Here is an 8,213-nt window from a genome sequence, read left to right on the forward strand (position 1 = left end):
TCAACTTCCAGGATAAAGAAGAGATTAAATTTTTGTGATGCTGATAAATTCATTGAACTCTTGCTGTTTGATAGTCATCTCATGATGCATATCATTATTTTTGTCGGTTAACTGACGAATATTCTGTTCCTGTTCAGTTACCCGCTCTTCAATCTCATGCAATTGATTATGCAATATCGCATTTTCATCCTTTTGCCCGGCGAATGAGTGGGTAAGCGTCTCAACTTCTTGCTGTAATGCGGAGCTCCTGGCCTGGAAAAACTCAAGTTCCTTCAGAACCCGATCTTTAAGAGAGAATAGGTACTCTTCAGCTGACAGCGTGATGATCCTATGATGGGCGGCGGCGATAAATTCATCATAAAAATCATCACTCTTTGCATCCAGGGCAACAACAAACTCTTTCACTTGCTGATAAAACGGGTGAAATGCCGGACCAGAAATCGTGTTTAAATTCCACTCAAGGAACACGACAACATAGTTTTTATAATCTCTGAGACGGTGTTCCATCATCCCCTGCTGACAGATAAACGCTTTAAGCGCCACCAATGCTTCAACAGCACAGCGGTGCGACTCTGCTCGCGTGGCGGATAGGGATTCACTACGGTTGATGGTATGAGAAATTAACGTTTCATTTAAGACCGAAATTCTGTTCGCCATGAGCATAAATGCGCAGACGAAGAAAAGATCGTTGGTCGTCCTGATTTCCTGAAAGCGAAGCTGATGACTAGTAATAAATTGACGCCTGAGAAGCTTGTCCCATGGCCACCAGACAAAGGTGCGGAAAAAGTCAGAGGGAATATCCTGGGATGAAAAAAACTTGAGATCAGGTAACAGCTCCTGGCGCACTGACCACGGCATCGGAGCATAAACCTGCAAGGCGGGATCAAAAGACTGGCTGCGACAGATAACGACATCCGCTTGTATATCGCTAGCACGTGCGTACATGCGCTCCAACATCATGTTATCGACATAATCGTCGTCATCAAGAAAAATAACGTACTCACCGGTAGCAGCATCCAACCCGATGTTTCTTGAGCCTCCCCCACCAAGATTTGTCGTGTTGTTAATGACTCTAATTCGTGAATCAGTTTCAGCCAGCGCCGAGACAATCTCTAAGGTATTATCGTCAGAACAATCGTTGACAATAATGATTTCAATATCATTTAATGTTTGCGACAAAACAGTGCTCAATGTGTCGGAAATATATCCCGCCGCATTGTGCACAGGGATAATAACGGAAACAGCTATACTCTCTTTTTCAGACATGCAATCACCTTGACGCTTAGCTTATAAACGCAATTATATTTATTTATGGGTAGCGTTTAATTTGTAGGTTGCCAGTTTATTAAGGATGGGTAAGATGAAAGCGACTGAGCTTCATCAAAAATTACTCTTCAACAACATCACGATATGTTTTTAATGTTTTATTAATGATCATCACACTCGAGAATTTATCTTGAATGCGTTTTCTGCCATTGATACCCATTGCGACGCGCGTTTCTGGGTTATCCAACAGGAAACCGAGTTTCTCCGCTAATTCCTCGACAGATTTACTTTTTACAATCAACCCATTATCGTTATTGATAATTAAGCTATCACAGCCACCAACATCATAAGCGATACAAGCGCGCCCGACAGAGGAAGCTTCCAGCAAGATACGCGGTACGCCTTCGGCGTAGACCGACGGCAAAGCAACGATATTTGATTCTTCAATTAAATCAAATACATTAGAGCAATGACCGAGCCAGTTAATCACGCCTTCGCTTTGCCACTTCTGTATCGTCGCCAGCGGAATTGCGTCTTTATCATTCTCAACTAAAATACCGGCAACATTCAGCGTAAAGTGAATATTTTTATTACTCAGTATTTTTTTGGCTTCAATCAGGTCACCCAGTCCTTTACTCCACAGCATACGGCTGGCAAAAAGGACGACCGGAACATCACGCTGCTGCTCCAGAGAGTATTTGTAAATCTCTGGATTAATACCCGCGCCATCAATAACAATAGTCTGTTTGTAATCGATACCAACCAGATCGGCAAGTTTAGCTCTGTCTTTATCATGTTCGAACATAAACAAACTGCATTTGTTACTGGCGATATACTTATATGCCATAACAGTAAAACTTCGCAGCAGCTTAAGACAGGCAGACTCTGCGGAAAATACTCGGCCCAAACCGACAAAACTCAGAATAACAGGACGATGGGTACTTTTAGCCAGAAAACCGCCGATCAAACAGGGCTTGATGGTAATGCAGTGCAACAAATCTGGATTGATGTTTTGAATAATTTTCCGAGCCTTAGAAAAGGCCCGAAAGAAAATCAAAACGTTGAATGATTGGGCGACAAGTGGAATGTTATGGCAAACAAAACCTAATGTCCTGAATTTTTCCGCTATTTTATCATCGACAAAATGGCTAATAATGTGAATCTCATAACCGGCATCTCGGGCGGCAATTGCACGATCGGTCCAATGCAAATCAAAATACCAATCCGAATTTATGAAATAACACAGTTTTTTCATTGCTATGTCCACTTAGTGAAACTTACCGCTGATTCCTTTTACACCATGTACAATCCCACGGCATAAAAACTTTAGATATACCCATTTCCGGCGCTGCACAGGGAATATGGTGATATACTTACACAGGCGCAAAAGGATTGATGAACTACTAAAAATTTCCACTTCCGTGAATATTCTCTTAGCCAAAATCAAGTTCCGACAAAGATAGTAAACCTTCCACTCTGGCGATATAACCTTTCCCTGAATACTCACGTCATGAGTAAAAACAAGCTCCGGTTGATAAGTGATTTTCTCGCCACTTAAAGTTAATTGATAACCAAAATAGAGATCATCAAAATAAAGGAAAAGTTCATCATAAATATGATGAAGGTGCTCATTCAAGACTTCACGCTTAATGATCATGCCAACAAATGAAACGGTTTGCACCAGCATTTTCTTATTATCTGGTACATATCGTTGGGGATGTTTGATATATTGCAAGGTATCACTAAACGAGGTCGGGACTTTTACAAATGGAACATTCATCGCGCATGTCCGGCCCTGTAAATCTTTAACTAAAGCCGTAAAAACACGACAATCTTCTTTATTTATCGTCGCGAACTTATCAAGAATATCACTTTGCGGATAAGCATCATCGTCATAAAAGAAGACCCAATCGCTATCAACAGAGCTGCATATATATTGACTACCGGCCTTAAACCCGCCGGCCCCCCCGTTATTACTGGCCAGATTTAAGACAATGACTCGGGGATCAGTGATTGTCTGCAGCCAGTCAGAGGTCCCATCCGTGGACCCATTATTGACAATAACGATAGAGGTAAAGTGCAGCTTAACAGTTTCAGCAACCGTCTTTTTTAGCTTCTCAAGACGGTTGAAAGTGACTATTAGTGCAGTATGTTTCATCGTACATCGGCCACAAATACAGGCATTGTTTCGTCGTTGGACAATGAAGACAGGTATTTATCGGCCGTTTTTAAGGCTTCTGCAATCGTTACATCCATATCAAGATAGCGATAAGTCCCTAAGCGTCCGACGAAAGTAATATTTTTCTCACCTTCCGCCAGTGATAGATATTTATCCAGCAGAGCCATCTCGCCCATCTGGCGGATTGGATAGTAAGGAATATCATTTTCACCGCAGGCGCGACTATATTCTTTGTAACATACGGAGCCTTCGTGGTTTTCCCACGGGGAAAAATATTTATGTTCGGTAATGCGCGTATACGGGACATCAACTGAGCAATAGTTCATGACCGCGCAGCCCTGGTAATCACCTTGCCAGGTAAATCGCTCAAAGTCCAGAGTACGGTAGCCAAGACGCCCATGCTGGTATGAATAGAAGGCGTCTAACGGCCCGCTATAAAATACATGATCATAACTTTCGCGATTTTCAGCCGCAAACTCACGCTGTAATTGCAGAGTGATATTTTCATGATCGGCGATCGCTTCAATCATATGGGTATAGCCTAACTTCGGCATGCCCTGGAATTTATGATTGAAATAATTATCGTCATAATTGAAACGCACAGGCAAACGTTTGAGTATAGATGCCGGAAGCTCAGAAGGCTGCATCCCCCACTGTTTTATGGTGTAGCCTTTGAAGAACGCTTCGTATAATTCTTTACCAATGAAGCGCAAGGCCTGCTCTTCAAAAGTCTTCGGTTCCAGAATGGAACTATCACCTTTTTCGCTAATGAGCGCGCGAGCTTCATCAGGAGAACAGGTTTTAGCAAAGAACTGATTAATAGTATGCAGATTAATCGGCAGTGAAAAAACCTGACCATTAACAGTAGCTTTTACTCTATTCACATAGGGCATCATTTCCGCATACTGATTGACATAGTTCCAGACGGTTTCATTATCCGTATGGAAAATATGCGGACCGTAGACATGAACCATGACATCAGTCTGAGGATCGCGAGTGTCATAAGAGTTTCCTCCAATGTGGTCACGCTGATCGATGATTTTAACCTTGTGACCTTGTTCAGCAAGCTGGCGGGCAATGACCACACCTGAAAAACCAGCGCCGACGATGAGAATATTGTTACGCTTCATAATGTATCTCCAGTTGTATTAGCCAAGAATCGAACGGCGAACTTTATAATAATATTTGATGAGCTTATTTCTTCTTGGCGAACCGACAGGAGCATATTTGTTAACATATGGCATTAAAGCTCTTTTAATCTTTGTCTGCAGTAACACGGTTTGCTGCAGTTCAGTATGTTGGTTAGGTACTACCGTGGCCACAGGTAACTGGCGATAGTAGATTTCTTTCTCCCATGGCGTACTTAAAACATTCTCAAGAAAATCATCATAGAAATCGACTTTCTCAGTATTCCATGGTTTGTTTTCACCCGCATAGTGAATCATTTTTGGATTTCTTCTGGCTTGCAAAAAGCGCATATAGGTTGAAAACTTGAGATTCGGGAAGAAATCATCGGTATTACCATTACCATGGTACACGTTCCATTCTAATGGTAAGAATTTGACTCGGCCAAAGAAGACTTTGTTCATGATATCCTGATCTAAGAACCAATACTTTTTGGCTTTCAATGCTGACATCAATTGAGCAAAGGTATTCTCTGTAACCATTTGTTCGACATTAAAAACAATAATCCCGGCCTGAAAATATTCGTCAGGATTAGTCATTCCTAATGTCTTTTTCAGGTATTGCTCTGCAGGCATAATGCCATCATCTGATTCTGACATGGTACCAAACTTCACAAACCCTTCCATGACGATGTCTTTAACAGCGGCAACCAGGTTAGTGCCGATCTCGACATCCAGAAGTGTCGCCAAATCAGCCTTCACCACGGTGTCAGAATCGATAAACACAACTTTTTTATACTCGCGGAAAAGTTGCGGGATGAACAAGCGCGCATAGGTCGACGCACTAAAATGTGCACGGGTATGAACATCACTCATCTCAGTGAATGAATTCACATCAAAAAAGCGCAATGATATGTTGTTATGACCAGCAACTAGCTTGATAAGGCGTTGTTTATTTAAATGACTGACCTTATTTTCCAGAACAACGATATCATAGTTTCTGTTCGCATCAGAATGGAGAACAATTGAATTGATTAATGCCCCGCCACTTAATGCATAGTTATTATCAAAACTAATAACAACCGGTACGCTTTCGTCAAAAACGGGCTTTAATTTACCATTAAATGTTTCAGCAGTAACAAACGTGCGCTGTAGTTCTTTTATTTTTAGCTGTTTATCTTGTTGACATTTGATGATATAGATATTGAATAAACGCTCAGCAATGTGTCCTATAACTCGTTTTTCTTGAGCGTTGTAGTTATTCATCGAAATCCGATCTTCAAGATTAGACAAAATAGCAAAAAGCCATTCAGAATAATCCAGGAACATGTCTTTGCGCATAACAAACATGTTCGTATAATAACCATCAGTTGCATTATTGAATTGTTGAATCGCAGCTTTATATTGTGGATACAGCTCTTCAACGACATCCAGGGCAGACTGATAGTCTTTAATGTGTAAAAACTCACCTTTTGCATAATGATCAAGGTTATTCTTACTTCCTGCCGATGTTACCGACCATTTTTTGGGTAACAGCAGATCATATCCATCGACGCAGGTGCTTATGGATTCATCACTTAATCCAAACTGGCTTTCGTATTCGGCATTGATGAGCGGGTAGTTGACTACCCCCCAGTTATCCTCAGGATGATTTTGTTGTTCTGCAAAGTTCAAGTGTCTGCGGTAATGCATGAATCCCACATAGTCAGCCAGAGATTCATTCTTCCACACCCAGTAGTGGGCCGTCAGCTCACAATAGAAGGGGTTTTTAAAGGAAATGTTTTCTCCGCTATCATCCCCTTCACAGCCAATATCATTATAAGTATTAGCCTTCCCGACATGCAGTGGTTTAATAATAGAGGCATTTAGAAAAGCACTGGGTTTGTGGTGACATGTATAAATTTTGATACTATTCATCTTATTACCAATTATTAAGCCATTGCTTGCTTGTAAAGTTCAATGATTCTCTCTGCTGAGCCAATTTCGCGGAGTTTATGGTTTTCGATCCAAACAACTCTGTCACAGATTTTTTCAACATCACTCATATTGTGGCTAACGAATAATATCGTTACACCCTTATTTTTGAAGTCTCGTATTGTTTGTATACATTTGGCCTGGAACGAAATGTCACCGACAGCAAGTACCTCATCGATAATAAGTATATCGGGTTCTACCTGGCTGATGACAGAGAATCCAAGCTTCGCAAGCATACCACTTGAGTACACGCGAATAGGTTCGTCAATGAAATCACCCAGCTCGGAGAACTCAATTATCCGATCCATCCGTTGCTGAACCTCTTTGCGGCGTAGCCCAAGCAGGGTCGCATTGAGATAAATATTTTCTCGCCCGGTTAATTCAGGGTGAAAACCGCCGCCTAGCTCAAGCATTGAGGCAACGCGCCCCTGGGTTGTAACAGTGCCTTTTGTAGGCTTAATGACGCCGGCCACCAGCCCGAGGGAGGTACTTTTCCCTGCGCCGTTACGACCAATCAGCGCTACGGCCTCGCCTTTACCCACGGTGAAGGTAATGTCTTCGATCGCAAGATATTTACGCCCTTTTAACAGCTGAAAAGCTCTTTTAGGGTGAAATACGAGATCCTTAATTCCTGAGCCAATATGGTGGTAAAGAGGATACTCTTTCGTAACGTGACTAAAGTTTATTACTGGTTCCATTACAAAATCTCTGCAAATCGATATTTTAATTTATTAAAAATACTCAGGCCCACAATTGTCAGGACTAAACCTGTAATGTAAAGGATTGAAATATATTCATAATTTAAGACGCCATCCATGAACAGCTGCCGCCAGCTGAGGATCATGCTTGCCAGAGGATTATAGGTAATAATCCAGCTAAATTTTTCAGGAATCATATCTGACGCATATAATATCGGCGTGCAATAAAACATGAGCATGATACCAAGGCTGACAAATCGCTCTAAATCCCTGAAGAACAGATTTAGCGTAGAAAATATGATTGAAATACCAAATGTAAAAATCACCTGACCAAGCGCAATAATTGGTACGCCCCAGAGCCATGAGAGCGATGGACGCATACCATACACGAACAGGAATGCAATAATCACAGGAATTGTACACAAGAAATGTAACCCTTCCATCATGACATTACTCAATGGAATAACTGAGCGCGGAAAAACTGTTTTTTTGATTATTTGCGCATTGGCTATAAACGAAAACAAGGAATTTGTCGCCGAGCTGGCAAACCATTGCCACGGAAATAAACCGGTAATCAAGAAAAGGGTATAATTCGGGATCTGCACTCGCATAACGAGCTTAAAAATGAAATAATATATCATTGCAAAAAGCAGTGGATTCGCAATTGACCATAAGTAACCAAATACGCTGCTTTTATAACGTACCTTTAAATCTTTGTTTGTTATAACAACAAGAAGATCAAACAAATACCCTATATTATACTTCATTTTTATACTCATAAATTATTCTACAAAAAATTCCGTACGTAATATGTATCAAACAGAATTATCGATAAGATCTGCTGTGCTCGAGAGACGAACAGCTATTCCCATAAACAAAGACCAATTGTAACATTATTTTGCACAAGCAATATGTAAACAATCTTTCCTGCGCATTAGCACTCCGGAATCGGAGATGATCGCTAACCTCAGT

General features: G+C 41.2%; 7 protein-coding genes. All 7 read right to left on the reverse strand.

All coding sequences use genetic code 11. The annotated features are described in order from the left end of the window. Nucleotides 1–24: 24 nt before the first annotated feature. Complete coding sequence (locus N6P30_RS23825) at nt 25–1,266, reverse strand: glycosyltransferase family 2 protein (protein WP_154827396.1); 1,242 nt, start codon at nt 1,264–1,266, stop codon at nt 25–27. A gap of 121 nt (nt 1,267–1,387) precedes the next feature. Further along, nucleotides 1,388–2,533, reverse strand: coding sequence for a glycosyltransferase family 4 protein (locus N6P30_RS23830; protein ID WP_023157139.1), 1,146 nt, complete (start codon nt 2,531–2,533; stop codon nt 1,388–1,390). After that, complete coding sequence (locus N6P30_RS23835; protein WP_000683047.1) at nt 2,534–3,424, reverse strand: glycosyltransferase; 891 nt, start codon at nt 3,422–3,424, stop codon at nt 2,534–2,536. After that, a complete protein-coding gene (gene glf / locus N6P30_RS23840; RefSeq protein WP_016247610.1) occupies nt 3,421–4,575 on the reverse strand; it encodes a UDP-galactopyranose mutase in 1,155 nt (384 codons plus the stop codon). Before glf ends, N6P30_RS23835 begins: the two co-directional genes overlap by 4 nt. A gap of 18 nt (nt 4,576–4,593) precedes the next feature. Continuing rightward, nucleotides 4,594–6,486 (reverse strand): DUF4422 domain-containing protein, encoded by a 1,893-nt coding sequence (locus N6P30_RS23845; protein ID WP_154827395.1) that lies wholly within the window; start codon nt 6,484–6,486, stop codon nt 4,594–4,596. A 14-nt stretch (nt 6,487–6,500) separates the two neighbouring features. Next, complete coding sequence (gene rfbB, locus N6P30_RS23850) at nt 6,501–7,241, reverse strand: O-antigen export ABC transporter ATP-binding protein RfbB (RefSeq protein ID WP_000433876.1); 741 nt, start codon at nt 7,239–7,241, stop codon at nt 6,501–6,503. Further along, nucleotides 7,241–8,008 (reverse strand): ABC transporter permease, encoded by a 768-nt coding sequence (locus N6P30_RS23855; RefSeq protein WP_015583927.1) that lies wholly within the window; start codon nt 8,006–8,008, stop codon nt 7,241–7,243. The genes rfbB and N6P30_RS23855 overlap by 1 nt, the downstream gene beginning before the upstream one ends. Nucleotides 8,009–8,213 lie beyond the last annotated feature (205 nt).

Origin of the sequence: Enterobacter sp. PL1 (assembly GCF_945957325.1) — a bacterium.
Classification (GTDB): domain Bacteria; phylum Pseudomonadota; class Gammaproteobacteria; order Enterobacterales; family Enterobacteriaceae; genus Enterobacter; species Enterobacter roggenkampii.